The sequence below is a fragment of the Myxococcales bacterium genome (genome assembly GCA_012517325.1).
Lineage (GTDB): Bacteria > Lernaellota > Lernaellaia > Lernaellales > Lernaellaceae > JAAYVF01.
The window spans coordinates 91,111-115,805 of the sequence record JAAYVF010000085.1 but is presented as its reverse complement, the minus strand read 5'-3'; the positions used below and the strand labels follow the sequence as shown (position 1 = coordinate 115,805).

Below are 24,695 nucleotides of genomic sequence, written 5' to 3'. Positions count from 1 at the left end.
CGGAGCCGCCGATGACTGAAGCGCTGTTCTACGCCGACAGCCCGGCCGAGAACGATTCGTTCGCGGGCGCCGGAGCCTTCGCGGCGGCGGTGGCGGCGCTGCGCGACGGCGCGCCGGCCCGGCTCGTGCCGACCCCGGCGAACTTCTGGCGGCTGGGGCGGACCGCCCGCCTGCCGTTGTCGCTACGCGGCGTCGGCCTCGCCCTGCCCGATTTTCAACCCGCCGACCATCAGCGACTGGGCGAACCGTTCCGGCGGCATCTGGAGGAGTTACGCGCGCGCCTGGCGGGCACGCCGGTCGCCGTCGCCGATCCGTCGCCCGAATTGAACGAACTGCTGGCCCGTTACGACGCCCACCTGACGCCGGCCACCCGGCCGAATCTGCTGCGCCTGCTGGGCGCGGTGTCGGACGGCTGCTTTATCGGCCCGCACACCTTTCACCTGGACATCTCGAACCGCTGCAACACCAATTGCATTTTCTGCGGGCTGCACTCGCCGCTCCTGGTTCAGCCCAAAAAGCCGATCCGCGGCCGGCGCTTCACCGAGGGCTGGGCGACCCGGCTGGTCGATCTCGACCTCTTCACCGAACTAGTCGACGACCTGGCGGCGATCGGCACACGCGAGGACATTTTGTTTTCCGGCGAGGGCGAACCGCTGTTGCATCCGAATTTCGCCGAGCTCGTGCGGCTGGTGCGCGGCAAGGATCTGTCGCTGACCGTCTTTTCCAACGGGCTGGCGCTCGATGAACGGTTCGCCGACCTGTTCGTCGAAACCGACCTGAACATTCTGTACTGGTCGCTCTCGGCCGCCACCGCCGCGACCTTCGCGCGACAGCAACCGGCGCACGGTCCGGAAAAGTACGCCGCGATGCTCCGGCAGTTCGCCGACCTGGTCAAAAAGAAGCGGGCGCGGCGCCACAAGCCCTACCTCATCATGGCGCACGTGATCAACCGCCTGAACGCGCACGAGTGCGAGGCCGCGATGGACCTGGCGGCGGAGATCGGCGTCGACGCGGTTCGCTACCAGGTGATGCACCTGTGCGGTGATAGCATGCGCGATTTGTTGATCACCCCCGAGCAATACGCGGAGGCGCGGCGCCAGATCGAGCGGGCGCGGCTCGTCGCCGAACGGCACGGCATCGCTGTCGTCGCCAACATCGACTTTCAGTTGGCCCGGATCGGCGAGGTGATCGGGCGGCCCGACGGCGCGACGCCGGATTTGTGGAGCCGCGACCTCTATCAAAACAGCGGCTGCCTGGCCGGCTGGTTTTTCAGCCGTAGTTTCACCGACGGCCGGATCAGTTTCTGCTGCCACGACAAGATCGTCGGCTCGCTGCGGCGCGGCCGGTTCCGCGACCTGTGGTTCGCGGAGCGCTACCGCAAATTACGCCAGGCCGCCAAGGCGTTTTCAGCGGCGGTCAATCCCGACCTGACCGACGAAAGCTGCGGCGGGCCGTTGCTGGGGCCGGATTGCGACTCCTGCGGCAATTACGAGTTCATCAACCAGGCGCTGGCCGATCTGGACCGCTACGGTTTGCGGCCGTTTTTACGCCGGGAGCCGCCGGCATGGCCGTGACGCTGCTCGGCCACGAACCCGAACTGCACGACCGTCTGGCCGGCCGCGCCGGTTCGTTCGCGGCGGCCGACGCCGAACTGGCCACGGCGGAGGCGGTGCGCGTCGCGTTGCGCCGGGGCAACGTCTTCGCCGCCGGGGCGATCACCTCGCTGGCGCTCGCCCGCCGGGGCGGCACGGCGGACATCGCCTCGCTCGATCCGCATCCGGCCGCGAGCCTGGCCGAGCGGTTCGAAACGCATCTCGCCTTGCTGGAACGCCTCGGCGCGCCGCACGGCGTCCGCTTCGAAGTGGACGATCCGCTGCTGCGCCCGTTGTTGGCGCAGGTCTCCCGGCTGGCGAACCCGGCCACTGAGCCCGACCTGCTGCGTCTGCTGGGCGTCATCTGCGACACGGTCCTGATCGGGCCGCACTGGTTCGTCTTCGAAGTCGTCAATCGTTGCAACGCCCGCTGCCGCTATTGCAACATCCACTCGCCCGGCCGCCGTCCCGGCCGCAAATTCCTCGCCGAGCAACTGCCTTTCGAAGTATTCGCGCGGACGGTCGCCGATCTGGCCCGGCTGGGCACGGACGGCATCACCATCCTGGCCAACGGCGAGCCGACGCTGCACCCGGATTTCGACGCCATGGTCCGGACGGCGAAGGCGCACGGCTTGCGCGTCAATTTTTTTACCAACGGCTTGTTGCTCGACGAGGCGCGCGCCGCGGCCGTGCTCGACTCGGGCGCCGACGAAATGTTCTGCACGATCAGTGCCGCGACCCCGCGGACCTACGCCGCGCTGCACGCCGCGGTCGACGAGGCGGATTGGCAGACCTTGCGCGACAACCTGCGGTCTTTCTTCGCCCGGCGGCGCGCCGGCGGGAAAAATCAACCGACCGCCGCGATGGTCAACGTGATTTGCGGCCCCAACGTCCGTGAAATTCTGGCGATGATCGACCTCGCCGCCGATTGGGGATTCGACGCGTTTCGCGCCCAATTGCTGCGCATCGACGATTACAACCGCGACCTGGCGCTGTCCGCCGACGATCTGACCCGGCTGCGCGCGCAATTGCCCGAGATCGCCGAACGCTGCCGCCGCCGCGGATTATCCTTGTGGGAAGGCCTCGCGTTTCAGCTCCAACAGGCCGGCAACCGGCCCGACCGCTGGTCCGGCGATGTTTTCGTGGAAAAAGGCTGCTTCATCGGCTGGGCCCTGGGCCTGGCAAAATCGAACGGCGACCTGTCCTTCTGCTGCACCGTGAAGCCGGTGGCGCGGCTCGCCGACGGTCCGTTCGCCGACCTCTGGCGCGGCCCGGCCTACCAGCGCGCCCGGCTGGCCGCCAAGAATCTGCGCGGCGCCGGCGAGGTCACCCTGCGCGACGGCAGCCGCCTGTACGACGAGGCGTGCCATCACTGCGACAACCACGACATCAACGCGCGCCTCCACGAACTGCTGGAGCGCTACGACCTGTGGCGTTTCCTAGGTTAATCGGCGGGCGGTGTCCGCCCCACGACACGGCAATAGATCTCTTCCCAGCGGCGGCCCATCCGTTCGTCGCCGAATTCCTCGCGGTACAATTCGCGCGCGCGGCGGCCCCAGGCGATCGTCCGGTCCGGATCGGCCAGCATCCGGCGCAGGCAATCGGCCAGTTCGGCGGCGTCGCCCGGCCGGTAGCCGAGGCCCGTCTCGCCTTCGCGCAGGTAATCGCGCACGCCGACCGTCCGCGCCGCCACCACGGCGCGGCCCATGGCCATGGCGAAGAGGATGGTCAACTGCCCGAGGCTCTGGGCGCGATCCGGCAGCGGCAGGACGACGAACCGCGCGGTTTCCAGGATTTCCTGCAGGCGATCGAGCGGCACGTAAGGAAGCAGACGAACGTTCGGTGGAATCGGCACGCCGTCCCGTTCGGCGGCGGGCAGTTCGTCGCGGCCGACGATGACAAACTCGACCGCGTCGCCGATCGTCGCGGCGGCGCGCAGAAAGGTCGCCCAGTCGCGAAAGGCGGCGCCGTGCTTGCCCGGCACGACCACCGGGCCGTCGCGCCCGGCGTCGTCCGGCTGCCGTTTTTCGTAGCCGCCGATGCCGATCGGCACGAACGAACGGCGGGCGGCTAAAAACGGAAAATGCCGGTCGTAATAGGCGGCCTGGCCGCTGGCGGCATAAACGACCCAATCGATGCGGCGCGCGGCGAAGCGGGTCAGCGCCAGTTTGACGCCGCGTTCGGCGCGGCCGAACGATTCGACGTCGAAAACGATCAGCCGGGTCCGCATCCAGAAACAAAGCCGGAGCAACAGCGCGAACGGCAGGCCCGACTGCGAGGAAAACGCCACCACCGCGTCGTAAAACGGTGCCAGGAACAACGCCGCCAGCGGTTGCAGCAGGTAGAAACGCAGCGTTTGCTTCTCGAACCGCGTCACCGGCCCGAGCGCGAATGTGCCGAAGAACCGCACCAGCGGCCGGCTGCGCCAATGGGCGAAAAACGCGAACCGCTCGGGTTCGCGCGTCGTCCGGGGCCAATTGGCCAGAAAGAGGATTTTAGGACGTTTCGCCGCTCGCACGTTCCGCCACTTCCCTTCGGACGAAATTGTACAGAATGACGCTCAACGCGAAAGGCATGATGGAGGTATAGGGCTCCTCCATGAAATACTCGTGGAAATACCAATAGACCACCATGGCACTCAGGTACATCGCCACGGCGACGCCCCACAGCCGAACCAGCGGCCGTTGCGTCTCGTGGATGACGAACCACAGATTCCGAAACGCCGCCCAGAGCAAAAAGAGAAAGACCGGCAGCGAAAACAGGCCTTGCTCGGCGAGCATGCGCCCGTACTCGTTGTGCACCGGCACCGTCTCGGGCATGCTCCATTGCGCCGCGACATCCCAGCGGTACTGCCGCCACGGCAACGGGTACTTCTGCATGAATTCCCACGATCGGCCCTCGTAGGTGCCCACGCCGATGCCGAGAAACGGATGCTCGCTGAAGGCGCCCAGCGCGTTCCACAGGAAGTACAACCGGTCGGTGTAGATTTCGTCGTCTTTCTCGGTGAACCGCTGCATGAACGCGCCCTTCACGTCGGCGGGCAGCACGACCAGCACGGTGGCCACCACCACCGCGGCCAGGAGCAGGCCGGCGAGGCTGGCGATCAACGCCTTGCGGCGGCGCTCGAAGAAATTGAACAGCACCAGATAGGCGAAGCTCAAGCCGACCGCGATGCGCGTCAGGCTGACGAACACGCCGCCGACCAGCGGCACCAGAAACAGCAACCAGGTGCGGCGGCTCAGGATCCGGCCCGAAAACAGGCCGGCGACCACCAGCGCCAGCGGTCCCATCAGGTACATCGCGTAACGCGGCCCGATCTGGAAGGTGCCCGACGCGCGGCGAACCCCGCCGACGCTGTAGGCGTCGATGATCGACAGGTAGGTCTGCGCGAGATAGAAGCGCGGCGAAACCAGCGTCTGCAACAGCCCCAACACGGATTCGACGAGCCCCCACAGCAAGAGGATCCAGAACAGGATGCGCAGGTCGCGCTCGGTCTTGAGGCTCGCCGTCAGGACGAACATCAGCATCAGCGCCAACAGAAAATATTTGATGCCCGGCCAGCTTTCCTCCGCGATGCTGGCGGAATTGAACAGGCTGAACAGGCAGGTGATCAGGTAGAGCAGGAAGCCCAGGTAAACCGTATTGTACAGACCGCGCTGGCGCCGCAGGACGGCACGACCGAGATGATAGGTAAAACCGATCAACGTCAGCACCGTCACCACGCGCAGGCTTTGGCCGAGCAGGTTCATCCAGTAGACGGGGATCAGGGCGAACAGCGCGTAGCTGAGGTTGACCGGCTGGCGCATGAGAAACAACACGGCGAACAGCACGACGACGAAACCGACGGCGTAATACGGCGCCCGGTAGATGAACAGGTAGATCATCACCATCGCGCCCAGCAGCAGGATGATGACGTCGAAGATCTGGCGCGGCATCAGGGCCAGCGAGCGGCCGGCCGAACGCAACCCGCGCTCCAGCCCCGCCCCGCCCAGATCCCGCCAACCGCCCGGACTCATCGCACTCTTCCTTCCTGAATCTCGCGCGGCGCCCAGCCGGCCGCCGGCGCGTCGTCGCGCACCGCCAGCACGATACCGCCGTCACCCCGCCCGAACCAGTCGCTCAGCCGCGTCGGTCCGGCCAGCAGCCGATGAAGCAGCCGCGACCGGTCGACCCGCGGCGGGCGGGCGTTCCACGGCAGATCCGCCAGCCAATAGTCGAGGCTGCGGGTCCAGGACGTGGTGCTGGAATGATCCAGCAGCGCCGCCACCCGGAAACCGGCGATCCGCAATAGCGCCGCCAGTTGCCGGCGATCAAACACCATCGTATGCCGCGGCGGGTCGAGCGGATACCAGTATCTTCCGGCCGCGCGCGCCAGCCAGCCGTCGGCCAGCGGCGTCGCCAGCAACAGCGCGCCGCTCGGCGCCAGCAGTTCGCGGACCTGCCGCAACGCCGCCGCCGGATCGGACAAATGCTCGACGACCTGCCGCATGGCGATCAGATCGTAAGCGCCCGGCAGCGCCCCGGCCACCTCGGGGAACGAACCAACGGTGACCGTCAGGCCCCGTTCGCGCGCCGTCGCCGCCGCGCTCTCGGCGAATTCGACGCCGCTCGCGTCCCAGCCGAGCGCCCGCATTTCCACCAGAAAATCGCCGCTGGCGCAACCGATGTCGAGCAGGCGCCGGCCCTCGCCGGGATACGCGAATGGATTGAACCGCGCCGCCGCGGTCAACCCGAACAGCCGGGCCGGCCAGGTGAGCGCGGCGCGCCGCCAGCCGATTTCTCCCGGCCCCGGCCGGCCGGCCAGCAGCCATTCCACCCAGAGCCGCCGCCAGCGATGCGTGCGCCCCCGCCCCAGCGCCGCCGGCCTTTCCTGCCGGTGCGCACCGTAATCCGGCGGGTAATAAAGCCCGACGGCGTTCGCCGTCAGGCGCGGTTGCAGGCGCAGCAAGCCGCAGCCGCGGCACTGCACCAGCGAGAAGCGGCCCGGCAGGCCGTGCAGGCGGTCGCGGACGGTCCAGCGCGGCCGGGTTGCGGGGTCGCCGCACAACGGACAGCGCCCCCATTCCTGCGGGCCGAGCGGCAACGAACCCGGCTTTTCGATGGCTTCCTCGCGCCACAACAGCAGCCAGTCGGCGGTCAGCTTGGCGACCAGGAAAACCGCCTCGAACACGCGGACCAGCAGCTTGGCGCCGATCGCGCCGTAGGCGCCCCAGCGGGCGATGAAAAACGGCAGCAGGACGATGATCCCGATCGGCCGCAAGGCGCTGACCGCGTAATAGGTGCGGACGAAACGTTCCTGCGCCAGGTAATAGGTTTCGAGGTAGATCAGCACAATCGAGATCAGCGCCGACCAGATCATCCAGCGCGTCATGCCGATCGCCTCGGGGTAATTGGGAAACACCAGGCGGATCGCCGGCCCGCAAAGCCAGACGCCGATCACGCCCAGGCCCGCCAGGCCGGCGCTCATGATGAACGTGCGCGATAAGAACCGTCGCGCCACCGCCGCGCCGGAGACTTTCACCGCGCGCGGAAACACCAGCTTGTTGAGAAAAACGCCCAGCGAGCGCAACGGCTCGGTCAGGCGGAACGACAACTCGTAGGCGGCCATCGTTTCCAGGCCGAGGGTCGCGCCGACGATCACGCGATCCAGGTGATAGCTGATGCCGCCGACGATGCCCACGAGGCTGAGGTTCCAACCGTAACGCCGAAAATCGGCGTCCACCTTGCGGTTGGCGATCACCGTCTTCTGCACCGCCAGCCACCAGGCGCCGTTGACCACGGCCCGCGAGGCCATGTTGGCGAACAGGATCGCCGGGAAGGAAAACGACAGCAGGATCGCCGCGATCGTCCCGGCGGCCACCGCGACCTGCAACATCGTGTGCAGCGCCAGGTACAACCCGAAGCGCTGCTTGCCGAACAGCACGCTGCGGTAATCATCCATCGCGTAGGCGAAGGGGAAAAGGACCGACGCCACCAGCGCGCCCACCGCGTTCGCCTGCTGGCCGCTGAGGAAAAAGATCGCCCCGAGCAGCAGCAGGATCACGCTGGCGACGCCGCCCGCTTTCAGGCGCTGGCGCATGCCGATCGCGAAGGCGCCGTCGAAGCCGCGCGCCGCCGAACGCTGAATCGCCTGGCTGACGCCCGGCAAGGCGATCAGCGACAGCATGCCGACGATCGCGCCGATGTAGCCGTAGGCGCCGTAGGTCGTCTTCGGCGCGTAGGTCGAGAAGCACCAGGCGGTCGCCAGGCCGGTGACCATGCCGACTCCCTGGTCGATGAGCAGCAGCGAACCGCCCGACAGGTAGTAGGACAGGTCCACGTCGAAGCGATCGGCGAGCCGGCGGATCATGGCATCGCCTCCCGCAGGGCCGCATCGACGGCCGCCGCGAGCCGCTCGACGGAATAATGCCGGCAGACGTGATCCCGCGCCGCCGCGCCCAAACGCGCAGCCAAGGACGGATCATGCGCCAGGCGGGCGATCGCCGCGGCCAGGGCGGCGACATCGCCGGGCGGCACGAGCAGGCAGTTTTCGCCATCGGCGAGGCCGTAACCGTCGGCGATGGCGCGGGTCCGCGAAACGATCACCGCACGGCCGGCGGCCATCGCCTGCAACAGGCTGATCGTCCCGCCGCTGTATAGGTTCTCTTTCACCGGCAACACCACAAACGGCGCGCGGCGCAGGCGGTCGCGCAGGCGGTCGATCGGCTCGGGCGCCGCCAGCCGCGCCTGGGGCGGCGGCGTCAGGCCGCGCAGCAAATCCGGGTTGGTCAGGACATCCATTTCGATTTCAGCCTGCCGCAGAGCGGCGAACAACGTCGGCCAATCGCGTCGCTGATCCAGGCCGAAGGCCAACGGGCGGCCCACCGGTGCGGCGGTTCCGGCGAAGAATTCGCACTCGACGCCGAACGGCACGAAGCGCACCTTCTCGCGCGGCAAGGCGAACGCCGCGCCCAGTTCCGCGGCCTCGGCGGGCGAATAGACCAGAATCGCCGAAGCCAGCGGCAACAGCCGCTTGTACCAACGATATACCGGGCCGCGATCGGCGGCGAACGTTTCGGCCAGCCCGATGCTGGCGCAGACGACGGGCGTCGTCAGCAGGCCGAGCCGCTTGAGCCACAAGACCGGCAGCGCGGAGCTGTCGGCGGTCGCGAACACGACATCCGCGCGGCGCAGTTCGTCGCGCAGCCGCCAGGCCTGCCGCAAATGGAAACCGGTCCGCCGGCCGTCGCAACTGAGCCGGTTGTCCAGCGCCTTGAGCAGACCGCCGCCGAAGAAAGCGGCGAAACCCTCGTCGCCGGCGCTCGCGTCCCAACCCCGTTTCTGCAGCGATCGCAGGCCGTAAAGCAACTCGTCGGGGCACCGCCCCTCGCGCGCCGCCGCCAGCATCGCCGCGCGCGGCTTGTTGAACAGGAAGCGCACGCGCGGCCGGCCGGTCCGCCCGCGAACCACCGAGCACAGCAACTCGATTTCCCGGTCCAGCACCGCCTTCAAATCGTACCGCGACAACGCCGTCCGCCGCGCCTCGTCTCCCAGGCGGCGCGCCGTCGCCGGGTCGTCCAGCAACCGTTCCACCGCCTTGCGCCAGGCGTCCCGGTCCGGTTCGGCCAGCCAGCCGTCCACGTCATGCGTGAGGACGTCGCGAATGCCCGGCGCGGCGGCTCCGAGGCACGGCAGGCCGCTGGCCATCGCCTCGAGCAGCGCTTTCGGATGCCCTTCGACGCGGCTGGGCAGAACGAACAGATCGGCCCGGCGATAAATTTCCGGCAACTGTTCGTTGGGCACCACGCCGCGCCAATCGACCTCCACGCCATGTTCGGCGGCCAGGCGCCGCCAAGCGGTTTCCTCCTCGCCGGCGCCGACGCAGATCAACCGGACGCGATCGCGTAAGGGCGCCAGCGCTTCAATCAACAGGGGCAATTTTTTTTGCGCGGTCAGGCGGCCGACGAAAAGCAAGGTTTTTTTCGCCGCGGATTCCTGCCGCTCGCCGGGACAAAAGCGATCTAGTTCGACGCCATTGGGCAAGAGCGCGATTTTTTCGGGAGTGGCGAAGCGCGCCACGTGCGCCTGCAAGGCGGGCGTGGTCACGATCACCCGCGCGGCGAGGCGGAACGTGAGGCGCTCCAGCCGGTCGAGGTACCAGCCGTAAAGCCGGCGGCCCTTGACCCGCATGAAGTCGCCGTAGCGATAGCCGTACGTCGCGACGAACGGTACGCCGTACAGCAGGCGCGCCAGCACGGCGGGCAAGGCCGCGCCGGTCTGCATCACGCGCAAGAGCGCCAGCCGGCGGAAGGTCGCGGCGTGCAGAAACGGCGCGAGCGCCGCATAGAGCGGGCCTTTCCAGCGAGGCCGTCCGGGCACGAAGACGGCGTTCGGATACGGCCGCAAGCGGTCGTCGCCGTACGAGAACACGTAAACCCGGTCGAACGAGGCGGCGTACCGCCCGAGGTAGGAGCGCACGAAGCGATCCTCCTGCCCCTCGCGCTTCATCACGGCCAGCGAATCGCCGGAGTTGAGCAGCACGCCGAGGTTGATTTCCTTTTTTTCGGCCAGCACCGCGCGAAACGCCGCTTCGGCATCCGCCGCGCTCGCTTCCCAGGTGAAGTTCGTCGCCGCGTGCTCCCGCGCCGCCGCGCCAAGCCGGGCCCGCTCGCTTTCGTCGCGCAGCAGTTCGCCGCAGGCCGCCACCCAGGCCGCCGGATCGTCGAGCGACAACACGCGCCCGGTGACGCGATCGACGACCACCTCGGGCAAACTGCCGCGGTCGCTGACCACCGGCGGCACGCCCATCGCCATCGCCTCGGCGACCGCCAGCCCGAATCCCTCGTTGCGGCTCGGAAAGACGAACAGGTCCATGGCGCGATAAGCGTTGGCCTTACCTTCCTCGAACAACCGCCCCGCGAAGACTACGCGATCGCCGACGCCCAGCGCACGGGCCTGATCCTCCAGCGCGGCGCGTTGCGAACCGTCGCCGACCACCAGCAGCCGCGCAGCGGGAATTTGCGCCGCCAGAAGGGCGAACGCCCGCAGCAGAAAATCGACGTTCTTGCGCGCTTCCAGACCGCCGACAAAGCCGAGCAGCGGCCCGTCCGGCAGATTCAGCCGCCGCCGTGCCTCGGCCCGGTCGGCCGCGGCGCCCGCGAAAATCGTCGCTCCTTCGGCGATGACGCGAATCCGCAGCGGATCGACGCCGAAGGTGCGTGCCACGTCCGCGGCGGTCGCGCGGCTGGGCACGGTCAGACAATCGAGCCGGCGGGCCGTCCAACCGACCACCGCGTTTTCGAGGCGGCGCTCGTGATCGATGTGATGCAGGACGCCGCAGGTCGGCAGGCCGCACAGCCGCGCCGCCAGAAGCAGCCCCGGCCCCATGTGGTAGAGGTCGCCGATCCGCAGCAAATCGAATCGCCGGCGAAACGCCGCTTGCCCGACGACCGCGCCGCCGAAAACGAGGTTGGACAAGAGCGCGCCGAGCTTGTAGGCGCGGCGCACCGGAATCGGCCGCACATCCCAATTTTCGCGCGGCTCGTATTCGGGACGGAAAGCCAGCGGGATGCGCAGCGCGACGCCCCGCGCCGCCAGCGCCTGCAGATTCTTGACGTGGAAGTAGCCGCCGCCCTGCACGGTTTTTTCCGACAGGCTGGTGGCCGGCGCGCAAACGCGCAGCAGCTTCCCGCGCCGTTCGGCGACCGCCGCGTAAAGCGCCTGCCATTCGGCCAGCGATTTTTCGGCCGATAACTCCGCGCCGAGGCGCGCCCGTCCCGCCGCGCCCATCGCCTCGGCCCGTTCCGGATCGCCCAGCAAATCCGCCAGCCGGGAAGCGAACGCCGCCGGATCGCCGCGCGGCACGAGCCAGCCCGTTTCGCCGTCGCGCACCAGTTCCGGATTGCCGCCCACCGCCGTGGCGACGATCGGCCGCGCCGCCGCCATGGCCTCGAGCGCTGTGCGGCTGAACGGCTCCGGCCAACGCGAGGGCAGCACGTGCACGGCGGCGGCCTGCATGAGCCCCAACACCTCGCGATGCGGCAGCGGTCCGGTGAACACGACCCGGCCGTCCAGCGGCGTTTCGCCGGACTCGCGGCGGCCGACGATCACGAGCTGCGCGGCGGGCAGCCGGCTCGTCACCAGATCCCAGGCGCGGCTCATTTCCGCCGCGCCCTTGCCGAGCGACCACCGGCCGACGAACAGCGCGACCGGGCCGTTCAGGCCGAAGCGGCGGCGCAACTCATCGGGATCGGCAAAATCGCTTTCCGGCACCGGCGGATTGTGAATCACCGCCAGGTGGCGGGCGGTCATTCCGGCGGCCAGGTAATGTTGCCGCGCGGCGGCGGAAACAAAGACCGCGGCGTCGAGTTCCGGAAACACGCGCGCCTGCCGCAGCCGCGCCGACCATTCCAACTCGCGACGCAGCCGATAACGGAGGCGCGCGGCGGCCGACAGCGCCAGGCCGTAAATCTCGAGGTACTCGCGGGTGCAGGCGCGAAAGCGGCGACGGTCGCAACCGCGCGGCGGCGCGTCCTGCCGATGGAGGCAAATGGCGACCGGGCAGAGCGGCCGGTAATCGCGCACGGTGAATAGGAGCGGTCGGTTGTGGGCGCGGGCGGCGAAGTGGCCGGGAATCAAAAGGCCCAGGCCCTGTACGTGCAGCACGTCGGGTCGTAACGCGGCCACGGCGGCCGCGACGCGCCCGGACAATCGCCGTTCGGTCCAGGGATTGCCGAAAACGTAGCTGGGAAACGTCTGTGGTTCGCCGCTCATTTTCCGGCCGAAGGGCAACCGCTCGACCCGGATGCCGCGCCCGGCCAGCTCGCCGTCCAGGCGCTCGACCGCCGGTCGCGCGGCGGCGTCGGCCAGATCGAGCGTCACCACCGAAACCCGATCCCCGCGCGCGGCCAGGCCTTCGGCCAACGCCAGGGCGCTCCACTCCGCACCGCCCGGCGCGTGGGGAACGAAATAATCGGTCAGCAGCGCGACGTGCATCACTTCCCGACCTTTCGCGCCACCAGCCGGAAACCGGTGCTGTCCGCGGGCCGGGCCAGGGCCGCCCGGCGCTTTTTCGCCGCCAGCCGGGCATAAAGTTTCAGGCTGATCGCGCCGAGCAGATCGTACCACGGCGCGGCCGGCGTATCGGCGACGATCGGTTCGTCGCGCAGCACCGCGAAGCCCGCCTCGTTCAGGGTTTTCTCGATGCCGGCGCGCGTGTATTCCACCCGGTGCGAAACGTCGGCGAAAAACGGCAGGCCGGCGGCGCGGTAGCGTTTTTTCCAGGTCGTTTCCGCGTTCGGCGCGGTCAGCAGGAGCAGGCCGTCAGGCGTCAGCACGCGCCGGATTTCGGCCAGCAAATGCACGGGGTCGGCAATGTGCTCGATCACGTCGAAGGCCAGTACGCGGTCGAACACGGCGTCCGCCAGCGGAAAAGTCCGGTCGGCGTCGGCCTGGACGACCAGGGCCCGCCGCATTTTTTCCCAGCCCAGCAGAAACCGCGCGTGGCCCAGCGCCCGCGGATCGACGTCCATGCCGACGACCGCCAGACCCTGCCGCGCGGCGAAGTGCGAGTGCGCGCCGACGTTGCAACCGACATCGAGCGCGCGGGCGCCGCCCGCCAATTCCGGCGCGTACCAGTAATGATCCTCGCGCTCGCCCAGCAGGTGCTTCGGATGCAACGGTCGCGGATGTTTGCGGGTCCAGACCACCAGATAGGGCGCGAGGCGGCCGGCCAGCGAGCCCAGAAAACGCAGGGGGCGCAACCAGGCGCGCCGCAGCAGATTGGGCCACAGACGCCCCTCGGCCGACAATTGGATGCCGCGCGAACCGGCGTAGCGCCCGGCGTTGATGGCCGCCCGGCGCCGCCAGGCGAAGGGCCACCAATGCCACGGCAGCCGCTCGCGGGCCAGCGTCCACCAATCGTAGAGCGTTCCGGCGGTCAGGTCCCAGGCGAGCGCCGTGCCGCGGTAGCGCGGATTGTGCGGATCGAGGATTTCGCGGGCGCGGCTTTCACCCCAAAAACGCCGGCGCAATTCGGCGGGCGTCTCGTTGTGGCTGTGGTAGACCACCGCGTCCGCTGCGTAGACCAGGTAACGGCCCAGCCCCTGCCGCCGCCGGGCCCAGCGCACGTCCTCGGAATACGGCAGCGTCTCGTCGAACGGCTCGACTTCCCAGGCGGCGCGCCGAACGGCGCTGTTGGCGTTGGAAAAGCCGGGAATCCGCCCGTCGCACAGGTAACCCGAAACGACGCCGTATTGCCGCAACAGTCCGCGACGGTCGAACGGGTTGCAATCCGGGTGCGGCAGCGTCTTGCCGACCACGCCGTCGACCAGGGGATCGGCCAGGGGCCGCACCAGATTGCGCAGCCAGTGCCGGTCGAACGGCAAGGCGTGGGCCGAAAGGCTGGTGACGAAGGGAGCGGTCGCCGCCGCGAAGCCCGCGTTCAGGGCGCGGCCGTAAGAAAAGGTTTTTTTCGGGATGACGATCAACCGAACGGGAAACGCCGCGACCAGCTCCCGCGTCCGGTCGGTGCTTTCCGAATCGACGACGATGACCTCGGGCTCGACCTCGCGCTGCTCCAGGACGGCGCGCAACGTCGCCTCGATGTGCGCCGCTTCGTTGTAGGTGCGGATGACGACGCTAACTCGGGTCAACGGCGGAATCCTCCGGCTCGGCCGTCTGCCGTAGGGACACGGCGCGGATGCGGAGCGTGCCGCTCGCTTTTTCGTCGCCGCCGAATCGTCGCGGCCGGACGATCAGCACCCGTACACCGTCCGGCGCCCGGAACGTCGTTTCGACGGTGACAAAACGGCCGTCGCTCACCGGCAACGGCTGGCGGTACGAGGGGCCGGCGGCGGCGTAACACCGCGCGTTGGCGGCGAACAGTGAAATCTCGTAGGGATGCACCGCTTCCACCCCGAACGTTTCATCGGGGGAAAAACCGTCGACCTGCAAAGAGGCCGACAACCGATAGTTCCGTCCCGGCTCGACCGCCACTTCTTGCCAGACATGGTACCAATTGGCCGGTCCCCGTTGAAAGACCACCTCGAGCTGGCGCTGTTCCACCCGGCGGATCGTTTTCACGCCGCGTGCGGCCTCGATGCGCCAGGGATGCAGCAGGCGTTCGGAATCGTCCGCGAAATCGCCGTCGGAAACCGCTTCCCCTTCCGGCGGCCGGATCGCGGTCGTGCCGGCCAGACGCATGGCATGGTCGAACGCCTCGACCGCCGAAGGCACCCGCCATTGCGTGAACAGATAGCGCGCCAGCCGCTTCCAGGCTTCCGCCTTTTCCGGGATGACCTCGCCGAAACGCCGACTGCCCTCGGGTAGGGTCAGCAGGGTTTCGGCGACCCGCTCCAGGCCGTCCAATTTCACGGTCAGCGACCCTTTGAGCCAGAGCACCGCGGCATCCGGATCGTCGTGCCGGAGCGCCATTTCACCGGCCGCGCGCCAGGCCGCCGGATCGTTCGGATCGAACTCCAGCGCCTTTTGCACCGCCGGTTTGAGGTCGTTTTCCCATGGTTCGGGTTTGTCGGCGGCGATCGCGTCCCGCGCCGCCAATCGCCAGAAGCGCGCGCCCGACACCAATTGGTTGGCCGCGACGGCCCGGTCGTAGGCCGCGATCGCGCCGGTCAGCAGCAGTTCGCGCTGATCGCCCGGCTGTTGCGGCGCGGGCAACGAAAGGAAAGCGCCGATCTCGCCGAGGTAACTCTTGGGAACCGGGACATCCGCCAAGGCGACGCGGTGCAGATTGCGGCCCAGTTGGAACCACAAATCGGCATCGCCCGGCGACCAGTACAGCGCGCGCGAGAGGCTGGACCATTCGTGGATCAAATGCTCGGGGGACGGCGTTTTGCCGGCTTCGCGCAACATCCGCCGTTCCATGGTCAATTCGTGCGCGGGCACGCTCGAGAGAAAGACGGCGCCAGCTTTCCCGAACAGCACCGCCAGGAGCAGGCTCCAAATCGTCGTTAACAAAAGCGATCGGTTCGGCGACCGGCTCATCGCGTCAACCTCCGGTTGGCGGCCACGTAAGCCACGCCGAGCAGGGCGAAAAACGGGATGCGGACGCCCGGAATCTGGAGCGGAAAATCGTACAGCCCGTGAAACAAGACCGCCGTCAGACCGGTCAGCGCGCCGATCGTCAGCGCCCGGGAAAAACGGCTGTGGCGCAGGCTCAGCGCGCGCCACGCCGCCCACATCGTCCAGAAAATCCCGCCGTAAAACGCCAGAAACCCGATCAACCCCGTTTCCGCCAGAAACTCCAGCGGATCGGAATGCGCGTGATTGTAACGCACCAAGACGCCCGTCTCGGGCGTCACGCGGAATTGGTCGACGAACGTGCCGGCCCCGACGCCCAGCAGCGGCCCACGCGCGGCGATCCGCAAGCTCGTCCACCAGGCGGCCGGCCGCGAATCTGTCGCCCCCGCCTCTTCCGGCAAGGTGTTGAACCGCTGCGTCAACGGTTCCTGGCTGATCCACAACCCCATGCCGATCGTCACCACGACCATCACGGCCGCGAGCAGGGTGAACGCCTTGTGATAGCGCCGGCCGACGAGCCACCAGGCCACCGGCAAGCCGGCCAGGACCAGCCCGGCCAAGCCGCCGCGGCTGCGGGACAACAAAATGCCCAGCAGGCAGATCACGCCCGTAAAAACCAGCAGCACCAGCCGCTCGATCCCGCCTTCCTGCCTCGGCGTGCCGCCCGTCTTCCACAAGCGGTAAAAGATCAGCCCCAGGCCCGCGCCCAGGCCCAGCGCCGCGAAAGCGGCGAAATTGTTGCGATTGATGAACGTGCCGGTGACGCTGCCGCGATAGGCCAGTTTCGCCACCGTCCAGATGGCTTCGCGGCCGCTGATCGTCTCAACGATGCCGTAGAGCGAAACGGCGGCGGCGAGCAGGAACAGGCCGATCGTGAGCCGCCGCACTTCATGACGCGTGTGGTAGAGAGCGGTGATGGCCGCAAACACCGCGAACGGCGGAATCCAGGAAAGAAACGACCGGATCGTGGCCTCGGGATACGGGGTCAACCGGGCGAAATAGCCGTCCGGCCGCCAACCGGCCAGCAGGCGCACCGCCAGGCTCGGCAACGGAACCAGTTGCGCGAGTTGCACGAGCAGAAAGGCGACCAGCAGGCCGTACGCGGCCCACGGTTCTTGGTAGACGTGCCGCTGGCGCGAGACGGGCCGCGGCTCGCCGCGCCGCCGGCGCAGAGTCACCGTCAAACCCAGCAACAACAAACCCAGCAGATTCAGCAGGCTGGAATAGAGCTGGCCTTTGCCGCCGAAGAGCACAACCGACAGAACGACGATCGCCGCGACCAGCGATTCGAGGATCGCTGAGAAAGTCCGATCGCGTTCATGCTGGCCCATAAAACGCTCATCCTCCGCTCTGGAGCATCCACCGCACGGTTTGCGCCAGGCCTTCGGTAAGCGAGGTCCGGGGGTGAAAACCCAGGTAGGCCGCCGCCTCGTCGGTCGCCGCCACGCTGTGGCGCACGTCGCCGGGCCGGGGCGCGGCGAAAACCGGCTTGGCTTCGCGTTGAAACACCGTTTCCAGCGCGCCAAGCAACTCCAACAAATCGATGCGCCTGCCGCCGGCGACGTTGATCACCCGGCCGGCCGGCCGTTCGGCCTTGAGCGCGGCAAGGTTGGCGGCGACCACGTCTTCCACGAAGACGAAATCGCGCGTCTGGCGGCCGTCGCCGAAGATCGTCGGCGAAACGCCGGCGGCCATGGCTTCGACGAACTTCGGAATCGCCGCCGCATAGGCACCCAGCGGATCCTGGCGCGGGCCGAACACGTTGAAGTAACGGAAGCTCATGGTGTCCATGCCGTAGAGGTCGGCATAGAGTTTCAAATACTGTTCGCCGATCAATTTGTGCAGCGCGTACGGGCTGCGCGGCGCCAGCGGCGAAGTTTCGCGCTTCGGCAGCGACGGCTCGTCGCCGTAAACGGCGGCGCTGGACGAGAAAATGAACCGCCGCACCCCGGCCAGCCGGGCGTTTTCGAGCAGGCGATAGGTGCCCGTCACGTTGACGTCGTGGCTGGTCGCCGGATCGGCCACCGTCTGCGGCACGCTGACGACCGCCGCCAGGTGATACACGGCATCCACCCCGCGGACCGCCGCCGCGACCGCCGCCTCGTCGCGCAGATCGGCCGGCTCGAACTCGACGTCCAGGCCCGCGATGTTGGCCCGCTTGCCGGAAGAAAGATTGTCTAAAATACGGACGCGCTCGCCGCGCGCGAGCAAACCGCGCACCAGATGCGAGCCGATGAAACCCGCGCCTCCCGTAACCAGAATCATGCCTGGCCCTCGCCCCCGGATTCGCCGCCGGAGGATTCGCTGCCGCGATGTTCGCCGCTGTGATGCTCGCCGTGACGGCGTTTGACGCGCTTGCGCACCACCTTGTCCGTGCCGCCGGACTCGTCACCCTCGCGCGAGCGGTAGTGGTAGTAATAGTAGTAATAGCGGTAGCCGGCGCTGCGGATATTGAAGTCGTTGATGACCGTGCCGAGGATGTGCGCCTGCACGTCCTCGAGTTGCCGCGACGCCTTGCGGACGATTTCGCTCGTGGTCTTGCCGGCCTTGGCGATGAGCACCACGCCGTCGACGATTTTGGACATGACGACGGCGTCGGTGACCGCGACGACCGGCGGCGAATCGAACAGCACCAGGTCGAACATGTCGGCCATGTCGTTGCTGATCTGGCGCATGCGTTCGGTGCCGAGAAGCTCGGAGGGGTTGGGCGGAATCGGGCCGCACGGGATGAGGCTGACGCCCGGCACCTCGGTGGGGATGATCACGTCGGCGAGCGACGCCTCGCCCATGATCACGTTGGTCAGGCCCTTTTTCCGCGACACCTTGAACGCGCGGTGCAGGCGGGGCCGCCGCAAGTCGGAGTCGACGATCAACACGCGCTTGCCGCCCTGGGCGAAAATGATGCCCATGTTGATCACGGCGGTGGATTTGCCTTCCTGCGGGCCGGCCGAGGTGACCAGCAGGCGCTTCAGTTGCTTGCCGGCCGAGGAAAAGCTGATATTAGTGCGGATGGACCGGCAACTTTCGGTGATGGAACTCTTCGGATAGCGGTGCGTGAAGAGTTCGTCGGGGACGGCCTCCTCGTCGGTGGTGAAGCTGGGAATGATGCCGAGGAACGGCGCCTTGACGTTGCGTTCGAGGTCGTCGGCGCTCTTGATGGTGGTATCGAGGTATTCGAGGAAGAAGGTGAGCCCGATGCCGCCGAGCAAACCGAGCACGGCGCCCAGGATGATGCTGAGTTTCCGGCGCGGCCGGATCGGCGAGGGATGCTCGGGGGCGATGGCTTCCTCGATGATCCGCACGTTGTTGGTGATGTCGGGCAGCGATTTGTTGATTTCGGTTTCTTTCTGCCGCTTCTGGATTTCATCGAAGAGCATGCCTTCGGATTCGGCTTCACGCTTCTTGACCCGATACTGGATTTCGAGGTCCGACAGATCGAGCGCTTCTTTTTTGGTCTGTTCCAGTTCGGAATCCAATTTGTTCTCGCGCGACTGGTCCATCGTGTAGGTGGCGCGCAATCCCTCGATCAGATGATCGATTTCCTTGCCGATCTGGTCCTGCAATTCGTTGATCTGCCCCTGCACCTTCTGCATGCCGGGGTGATCGGGCTTCCACTTGGCGGCCAGCTTGCTCTTTTCTTTTTCGAGCAGCACCAGCTCTTCCTTCAAGTTCTGGATGAGCTTGTTGTCCAACACCTCGGGAATCGCCAGGGCGTTGCCCTGTTTTTTCAGTTGGGTCGCCTCGTTGTAGGCGACCTCGCTGGCGATGCGGGCGCGCTTGGCCTCGGTCAACGCGTCGGACAAATCCTGGACGCGCTTGGCCACCACGTTCTGGCGCTCCTCGAACGAAACGATGTTGTGGTCGACCAGAAACTGGTGGAGCCCCTGCTCGGCTTCCTTGACCGAGTTGGCGCGGCCCGACCGTTCCTTTTTCAACCACTCCAACGCCTCACGGGTGGCGTCGATCTTGGTCGCCAGGTTTTGATCGCGGTAAACCTTGACCAGCATGTTGCAGATCTCGACGGCGGTATTCATGTCGTAATACTCGACGCCGATTTCGACCAATTGGCTGTTTTTAATCGGGTTGACGCTGACCATGCCGGCCAGCAATTCGGGCGGATCGCTGGCGCCGGCGAACGGCGGATTCTCGTCTAGACGCATTTTCTGAATGACCTGTTCGAGAATCGGGCGGCTTTTGATGATGCGGAACTGCGTCTCGTAGTATTCCTTCGAAGCCCAGTAATTCTGGGCGCCCAGCGCCACCACTTCTTTGAAGCCGACGATGTTGGGCGCCTCGGACTCGATGCGGATCACCGCCGTGGCGAGATAAACGTCTTTTTGCAGCATCGTCGCCAGGGTGACGAACGTGGTCACGACCAGGAAAAAGACGGCGATCGTCCAGCGGCGCTTGTAGAGGATTTTGCCGATTTCGGACAGATTGAATGAGCTGCTTTCGAATTCGCTCACGCGCCGTTTCTCCTACAGAATGCGCCGTTTCACGACGATCACGTCGGCCGGTTGCAACAGGATATCCTTGCTGGTATCGCCGAGGATGGCGGAGAATTTCGCCTTGATGCGCACTTCCTTGCCGTTGACCTTGCGCGTCACGTAAATGGTGTTGCTGGCCATCTCCGTGACCCCGCCCGCCAGAGTGACGGCCTGCACCAGCGTCAGACCCTCGGTGTAGGGAATGCTGCCGGTGCGTTTGACCTCGCCCAGGACGTAGACCTTGGTCAGTTGCGGCACGTAAATGACGTCGCCGTCCTGCAACACCTGATTCTGCGAGGTATCGCCCAGGTCGAACAGCTTGTGCCCGTCGATGACGATCGGCGGCTGCAAACCGGCTTCCCGCATGGCTTCGGCGTCGGTGGCGCCTTTTTCCTCGAGGAATTTTTTCACCTCGGCCTGCTTCTGCTTGTCGCCGCGCACCAAGAGGATCTGGCGGTCGCCGTTGTCGGTCGTGCCGCCGGCCTTGGAGATCACTTCCAGCACCGTACTGGGTCCGGTCAGCGAATAAAGGCCCGGATTTTTCACCGCGCCGAGCACGTAGACTTTTTTGGAATGGAATTCCTTCACCGTGATCGTCACTTGCGGATCATTGAGGTATTTTTGCCCCAGTGCCTCTTCCAGGCGCTGCTCGGCTTCCTGGACGCTCAGGCCGCCGACCTGCAGTTGACGAACCAGCGGAAACCGGATCAGGCCGTCGGGCTGAACGGTGACCGTGCGTTCGAGATCGGGTTCGTCGTAGACGAGAATGTGGAGGATATCGCCGTCGCCGATCACATACGAATCGGTTTCGGCCGCCCAGACGGCGGCGCTCAGCAGGCTTAGGATCAACGCCAGTCGTAACGCTCTCATCGGCAGCCTAGAACAGAGCTTGCAAATGAATGGTTCCGATGTTGCGCGTGGTCGTCTCGTGGACCTCGCCGTCGTCGAAGATCCGGTATTCCAACCGGTAACCACCGCCCATGTAGAGCCAGTAGACGAACCGGTACGTCAAATCGAATTCCGCCTGAATGAAATCCTCATGACGATCCAGGGGCTCGGAAAAATCGTTGTACTGATAGCTGCCGTAAAACGTGGTGTTCAGTCGCGAGCCGTACAACCAGCTGAAACGGGTGAATCCTTCGTGCGTCGTGTAATAGTTGGTGTCGGCGGCGTCGCGGAACAGATGGCGATAACCGACCGTCCACTGGGTCACCGGGGTGAACAGCGCCGTCAATTCGGCATCCGCCAGATATCCCGAAAAATCCGCGTTTTCCTGGTAATCGGCCATCTGCCAGCCGCCCTTGGCGACCACCAGCAGGTGGGTCGTGATCTGGCCCTGCAGGCCGGTCATGGCGTACCAGGTATTGGAATCGAAGGCCTGGATGCGTTCGTAGTCGATCAGGCCGTAGCCGCCTTGCAGGATCCACGCGGTCAGCGGGAAGAACTTCAGCCGCAGTTCGCCGTCGGCGTACTGGCCCATTTTGTCGTAATCGGGATACGTCTTGTATTTGTCGATCAGGTTGATGTAGGTGGCTTTGAAGTACAGGTTGTCGTACGGCCCGTGCTTGAAGCCCAACCAACCGCGCGCGTCGTTGTGGGTCTGGTCGCCGCGCATGTAATCGAGAAACTGCTCGGTCTCTTCGTAGGTTTGCAGGATGGCGTACTCGTCTTGTCCGCCGATCATCAAACCGAAGGGGGCGTTGTAATCGAGCAGCCCGTTGAAATAATGGTTGCTGGCGTTGAGATCGTCGTGACGATTGTCGGGGTCGTCCATTCCCAGGTAGGTGTCGTTATAGAAGCGGTAACCGACTCGCGTTTTGAAAGTGGGCACGGTGATATCGAAATGGACGGCCGGTACGACGTTGAAGACCAGATCGCTTTCGATGCTTTGCGGGATCGAGCGATCGTTCTCGGGCCGGTAATTGTTCGGCACGAAATACACGTTGTCGTTGTACCGCATCGCGGTGAACAACGACGGGTGGATCGAGAACGCGCCGAAACGAATACCATCCGTCTCTGCCACTTGGGCGTGAATCGGCAAGGCTTTGAACACTACGAGAGTGATCAAAAAGATTAGTAATTTACGAATAAAGCCATGCCTCATTTAATTCCTCAGATAATTAGCATGCCAACTCAAATATAATCATTATTATTGAGTTTTCTCAGTTACTATTCTTCTTCCTCGCTTACCGGACCGGGCGTGAACTCATTCGGCACCGGTTCGGGTTCTCCCGGACGAGGTTGCGATTCCGTCGGATCATAGCCCGGACGATCTTCGCCGGTCGGCTCGCCCAGCCATTCCTCGAGGGTTTCCACGAACCCGCCCTCGACGTTGATGTTCTTGAAGCAATCTTTCACCAGATTGATGATCTGTTCCGCCAACCGCTGATTGTTGGCCAATTTGGTGAAAACCTTGTTTGCTTCCGTCAGCCGCTGCTGCATGGAAAACGCGCGCAACCGTTGATTCATGGCGTCCGTTTCGCCCATGATTTCCTTGAGCGCGGCCAGTCGGTCCTCGATGCAGTTGATCTTTTTGGAATTCTGCTCGCGTCGCGCTTGCAGCAATTCTTGATCCAACTGGTCGGTTTGGGCCTTCATCCATGCCAGGTACTGTTTCGCCAGCTCGATTTTACTTGTCTGGTCCGACCGATCCTGCGCCCACCCTGACGCGGCGAAGCACGTCAGCAGAGTGCAGGCGATCAAGAAAACGGTCCATCTTTTCATGACCCCACCTCCTTATTCCGCGGGCTGGAAGATAAAGGTATACGACACCGTCACCGTGCCCTCGTCCGGCGGCGGGAAACGCCAGCGCTGAACGCGGCGACAAACGCAATCGCCGACCAGCGTGTTGCCCATGGTGTTTTGTGCGACCGAGCAACTGACTACGTCCCCTGACGACCCGATGGTGAACATTACCTTTACCTTGCCTTCCAAGGTCGGAGTCGACTTCAACTGCATTTCATAACAATGGCGAACGCCGCCCAATTGGCTGCGAATGTACCCACGAACTTTGGAAGCGTCGATTTTGCCCGATACACCGCCGTCGGCCGTCGACAGCTTGGCGGTGATTTTCCGCTCGGAACGGTCGCCGGTGCCGACGGAGCCGCCCCGGCCGGCATTGCCGATGTCGCCGATGCCGACGCCCGAACCGCCGCCCGGACCGGAACCGGATCCTTTGGTGCCGCCGCCGATGCCGATGTCGCCCGGCTTGCCGACCTTGACGCCGCCGATGCTGTTCAGGGCGTTGGTCAGATCGCCGCCCAACCCGGATTCGGACAGCAAGTCGGCCACGGCGCCGCTCTGCGTGCTGAGCCGGCCGATGACGGCGATGATGCCCTTGTTCTCGACGGCTTGCTGGCCGCCGCCACCGCCACCGCCGCCGCCACCGCCCTTCTTGCCGCCTTCCTCATCCTCGGCCTGGGTTTCCTCCTCGGGCACGATGATGTCTTCCTCGACGATCTGGACGAACCGTTCGGTGGCGACCTTCATCGCCTCTTCTTCGTTGTAATCGACGTTTTCCAGGTAATAAATCATCGCGGCGTGCAACACCGCGCTGATCACCAACACGATTAAAAAGAACATGTCGACGTTGCGGAAGAAACTGGCCTTCAGTTCCTTGGGCAGTTTCATCATCGCCGGCGGCGGCGGAGGCGGCACGAGTTGGAAGAGGATCGTGCTGCCGCCGATGGCGATCTTGCCTTTGCTGGAGGCGACGAGCGGCATTTCGTAGCCGCCCTTGGGCGACTTGACCGCTTTACCCGACGAGATCAATTCGGCCAGTTCGATCGTCCGGTCGTCGATCAGCATCCGGCCCTTCATCTCGGGTAGCAGATTGAGCTTATACCCGTGTTGGGTATATTCGATCAGCATGTGCCGACGAGGCGCCGCAGGTTCCGCAATCGAAAATTTATTCGTCGGGTCCAGGCCGATGGTCAGACCTTCCCTGCTGCCCAGGACGCTATCTTCGATGAGCTTGCCGTCCTGGACCAAGCCGACTTTTAAAACCCGAGCCGCAGTTTCACCGGGCATCGCCAATTTCCTTTCTCCCCGCGCAACCTGATCGCGGCAACACGATCAATCCTCAGCTTTAAACGCCATGAACTTGATGTTTCCGAACTCAGCGCGACCGGCCGTAAAAATGGCCTTGGCAATCAATTTATAGGGCAGTGTCTCGTGCGCCTGGATGGTGATGTTGCCGTTGAATTCGCGACCAAAGCGACGAGCGCGCTGTTTCTCGATTTCCGCCTGCTTCTTGAGCGCGGTATAAACCACCGGGATTTCCAAGCTCTTCGCCGGGACGTCTTCGATTTCGAAATCGGGCGTCACCCGGGCGACGGCCTTGCCTTCGACGACGATCGCCTGCGTCGACAGCAGCAATTGCACCGATTCGATCGGCGCCTTGGTATTGATGCTGACCGGCAAATGCAAATCCTCCGAAGGCGTCACGGTCAATTCGACGGACGAATAGCTTTGCAGCAGAAACACCAACAGGATCGTCAGCAAGTCGACCAGACTGGTGATCTTCAGCGGCTCGGCCAGCCGGCGATTCAGGGCGATCCGTTTGCGTTTGGTGGCGGCAAAAGCCATTCCTACTCCC

The 24,695-nt window shown here is 65.5% G+C and carries 16 protein-coding genes; 2 read left to right on the top strand and 14 right to left on the bottom strand.

The window, feature by feature from the left end; all coding sequences use genetic code 11:
- The first annotated feature begins 11 nt into the window (after nucleotides 1-11).
- Nucleotides 12-1,574 carry a radical SAM protein gene (locus tag GX444_14995; protein NLH49886.1) on the top strand — a complete coding sequence of 521 codons (1,563 nt, stop codon included), beginning with the start codon at nucleotides 12-14 and terminating at the stop codon, nucleotides 1,572-1,574.
- Nucleotides 1,565-3,040, top strand: coding sequence for a radical SAM protein (locus GX444_14990; protein NLH49885.1), 1,476 nt, complete (start codon nucleotides 1,565-1,567; stop codon nucleotides 3,038-3,040). Before GX444_14995 ends, GX444_14990 begins: the two co-directional genes overlap by 10 nt.
- On the opposite strand, the gene GX444_14985 is transcribed toward GX444_14990, so the two are convergent.
- From GX444_14985 to GX444_14920, 14 genes are all read right to left on the bottom strand, one after another.
- A complete protein-coding gene (locus GX444_14985) occupies nucleotides 3,037-4,110 on the bottom strand; it encodes a glycosyltransferase family 4 protein (protein NLH49884.1) in 1,074 nt (357 codons plus the stop codon). The genes GX444_14990 and GX444_14985 overlap by 4 nt on opposite strands.
- On the bottom strand, nucleotides 4,088-5,608 hold the full coding sequence (locus GX444_14980; protein NLH49883.1) for a hypothetical protein: 1,521 nt from the start codon (nucleotides 5,606-5,608) through the stop codon (nucleotides 4,088-4,090). The genes GX444_14985 and GX444_14980 overlap by 23 nt, the downstream gene beginning before the upstream one ends.
- A complete protein-coding gene (locus GX444_14975) occupies nucleotides 5,605-7,941 on the bottom strand; it encodes a methyltransferase domain-containing protein (protein ID NLH49882.1) in 2,337 nt (778 codons plus the stop codon). The genes GX444_14980 and GX444_14975 overlap by 4 nt, the downstream gene beginning before the upstream one ends.
- Complete coding sequence (locus GX444_14970; GenBank protein NLH49881.1) at nucleotides 7,938-12,566, bottom strand: glycosyltransferase family 4 protein; 4,629 nt, start codon at nucleotides 12,564-12,566, stop codon at nucleotides 7,938-7,940. Before GX444_14970 ends, GX444_14975 begins: the two co-directional genes overlap by 4 nt.
- Nucleotides 12,566-14,224 carry a glycosyltransferase gene (locus GX444_14965; protein ID NLH49880.1) on the bottom strand — a complete coding sequence of 553 codons (1,659 nt, stop codon included), beginning with the start codon at nucleotides 14,222-14,224 and terminating at the stop codon, nucleotides 12,566-12,568. The genes GX444_14970 and GX444_14965 overlap by 1 nt, the downstream gene beginning before the upstream one ends.
- A complete protein-coding gene (locus GX444_14960) occupies nucleotides 14,211-15,575 on the bottom strand; it encodes a hypothetical protein (GenBank protein NLH49879.1) in 1,365 nt (454 codons plus the stop codon). Before GX444_14960 ends, GX444_14965 begins: the two co-directional genes overlap by 14 nt.
- Nucleotides 15,572-16,942 carry an O-antigen ligase family protein gene (locus GX444_14955; GenBank protein NLH49878.1) on the bottom strand — a complete coding sequence of 457 codons (1,371 nt, stop codon included), beginning with the start codon at nucleotides 16,940-16,942 and terminating at the stop codon, nucleotides 15,572-15,574. The genes GX444_14960 and GX444_14955 overlap by 4 nt, the downstream gene beginning before the upstream one ends.
- 7 nt (nucleotides 16,943-16,949) lie before the next feature.
- On the bottom strand, nucleotides 16,950-17,876 hold the full coding sequence (locus GX444_14950; protein ID NLH49877.1) for an NAD-dependent epimerase/dehydratase family protein: 927 nt from the start codon (nucleotides 17,874-17,876) through the stop codon (nucleotides 16,950-16,952).
- Nucleotides 17,873-20,077 (bottom strand): polysaccharide biosynthesis tyrosine autokinase, encoded by a 2,205-nt coding sequence (locus tag GX444_14945; protein NLH49876.1) that lies wholly within the window; start codon nucleotides 20,075-20,077, stop codon nucleotides 17,873-17,875. The genes GX444_14950 and GX444_14945 overlap by 4 nt, the downstream gene beginning before the upstream one ends.
- A gap of 12 nt (nucleotides 20,078-20,089) precedes the next feature.
- A complete protein-coding gene (locus tag GX444_14940; protein ID NLH49875.1) occupies nucleotides 20,090-20,968 on the bottom strand; it encodes a hypothetical protein in 879 nt (292 codons plus the stop codon).
- A gap of 7 nt (nucleotides 20,969-20,975) precedes the next feature.
- Nucleotides 20,976-22,121 (bottom strand): hypothetical protein, encoded by a 1,146-nt coding sequence (locus GX444_14935; GenBank protein NLH49874.1) that lies wholly within the window; start codon nucleotides 22,119-22,121, stop codon nucleotides 20,976-20,978.
- Between the two features lie 146 nt (nucleotides 22,122-22,267).
- Nucleotides 22,268-22,822, bottom strand: a complete 555-nt coding sequence (locus GX444_14930) for a hypothetical protein (protein NLH49873.1) — start codon at nucleotides 22,820-22,822, stop codon at nucleotides 22,268-22,270.
- A 12-nt stretch (nucleotides 22,823-22,834) separates the two neighbouring features.
- Nucleotides 22,835-24,127: an energy transducer TonB gene (locus tag GX444_14925; protein NLH49872.1), complete on the bottom strand. Its 1,293-nt coding sequence runs from the start codon at nucleotides 24,125-24,127 to the stop codon at nucleotides 22,835-22,837.
- A 45-nt stretch (nucleotides 24,128-24,172) separates the two neighbouring features.
- The gene (locus GX444_14920) at nucleotides 24,173-24,685 is read right to left on the bottom strand and encodes a hypothetical protein (GenBank protein ID NLH49871.1); all 513 of its coding nucleotides are present in this window, start codon (nucleotides 24,683-24,685) and stop codon (nucleotides 24,173-24,175) included.
- Nucleotides 24,686-24,695: the final 10 nt, after the last annotated feature.

Excerpts from the sequence above, each read along its gene's own strand:
- GX444_14995 (NLH49886.1), top strand. The coding sequence starts at position 12 with ATGACTGAAGCGCTGTTCTACGCCGACAGCCCGGCCGAGAACGATTCG.
- GX444_14990 (NLH49885.1), top strand. The coding sequence starts at position 1,565 with ATGGCCGTGACGCTGCTCGGCCACGAACCCGAACTGCACGACCGTCTG.
- GX444_14980 (NLH49883.1), bottom strand. The coding sequence starts at position 5,608 with ATGAGTCCGGGCGGTTGGCGGGATCTGGGCGGGGCGGGGCTGGAGCGC.
- GX444_14975 (NLH49882.1), bottom strand. The coding sequence starts at position 7,941 with ATGATCCGCCGGCTCGCCGATCGCTTCGACGTGGACCTGTCCTACTAC.
- GX444_14970 (NLH49881.1), bottom strand. The coding sequence starts at position 12,566 with ATGCACGTCGCGCTGCTGACCGATTATTTCGTTCCCCACGCGCCGGGC.
- GX444_14960 (NLH49879.1), bottom strand. The coding sequence starts at position 15,575 with ATGAGCCGGTCGCCGAACCGATCGCTTTTGTTAACGACGATTTGGAGC.
- GX444_14955 (NLH49878.1), bottom strand. The coding sequence starts at position 16,942 with ATGGGCCAGCATGAACGCGATCGGACTTTCTCAGCGATCCTCGAATCG.
- GX444_14950 (NLH49877.1), bottom strand. The coding sequence starts at position 17,876 with ATGATTCTGGTTACGGGAGGCGCGGGTTTCATCGGCTCGCATCTGGTG.
- GX444_14940 (NLH49875.1), bottom strand. The coding sequence starts at position 20,968 with ATGAGAGCGTTACGACTGGCGTTGATCCTAAGCCTGCTGAGCGCCGCC.
- GX444_14930 (NLH49873.1), bottom strand. The coding sequence starts at position 22,822 with ATGAAAAGATGGACCGTTTTCTTGATCGCCTGCACTCTGCTGACGTGC.
- GX444_14925 (NLH49872.1), bottom strand. The coding sequence starts at position 24,127 with ATGCCCGGTGAAACTGCGGCTCGGGTTTTAAAAGTCGGCTTGGTCCAG.
- GX444_14920 (NLH49871.1), bottom strand. The coding sequence starts at position 24,685 with ATGGCTTTTGCCGCCACCAAACGCAAACGGATCGCCCTGAATCGCCGG.